Annotated in this window: 1 protein-coding gene; it reads left to right on the top strand. The window is 72.2% G+C overall.

Annotated features, from left to right (window positions below; all coding sequences use genetic code 11):
- Positions 1-43: 43 nt before the first annotated feature.
- The coding region (locus NS4_RS33585; protein ID WP_281220090.1) for a condensation domain-containing protein at positions 44-651 on the top strand (608 nt) is incomplete at its 3' end.

Below are 651 nucleotides of genomic sequence, written 5' to 3'. Positions count from 1 at the left end.
TGGTGGTGTTGGTGGTGGTGTGGGGTCGGGTGGGTGGAGGTTGGTGGCCGGTCCGGTGGGGTCGGTGCCGGTGGCGGGGTTGATCCGGCGGGTGCCGGTGGCGGGGGTGGACGGACCGGAGTTCGCGGCGGTACTGGCCGCGGAGTCCGAGGCCGCGGTGGGCCGGTTGGATCCGGTGGCGGGGGTGGTGTTGCAGCTGGTGTGGTTCGACCCCGGTACCGGGGTGGCCGGCCGGTTGCTGGTGGTGGCGCATCATGTGGCGATCGATGGAGTGTCGTGGCGGATACTGCTGCCGGACCTGGCCGCGGTGTGGGCGGGGATCGCCACCGGTACCGAGCCGCCGCCGGCGGTGGTGGGTACGTCGATGCGGCGGTGGGCATCCGGGTTGGTCCAGGCCGCGCGCACCCGCGAACGGGTGGGGGAACTGCCGTTGTGGCAGGCCATGCTGGCCGGGCCCGACCCGGTGCTGGGGACACGGCGGGCCGACCCACGAATCGATGCCGGCACGACGGTCGACACGGTCGTGATACAGGTACCGGCCGGGATCACCGAGACACTGCTGACCACGGTGCCACACAGGTTCCACGGCAGTGTCGAGGACGGGTTGCTGACCGCGCTGGCGCTCGCGGTCACCCGATGGCACCACCACGA

Source organism: Nocardia sienata NBRC 100364 (genome assembly GCF_001613205.1).
GTDB lineage: Bacteria > Actinomycetota > Actinomycetes > Mycobacteriales > Mycobacteriaceae > Nocardia > Nocardia sienata.
The sequence above is the reverse complement of the archived record's forward strand: the minus strand, read 5'-3'. Positions and strand labels throughout refer to the sequence as shown.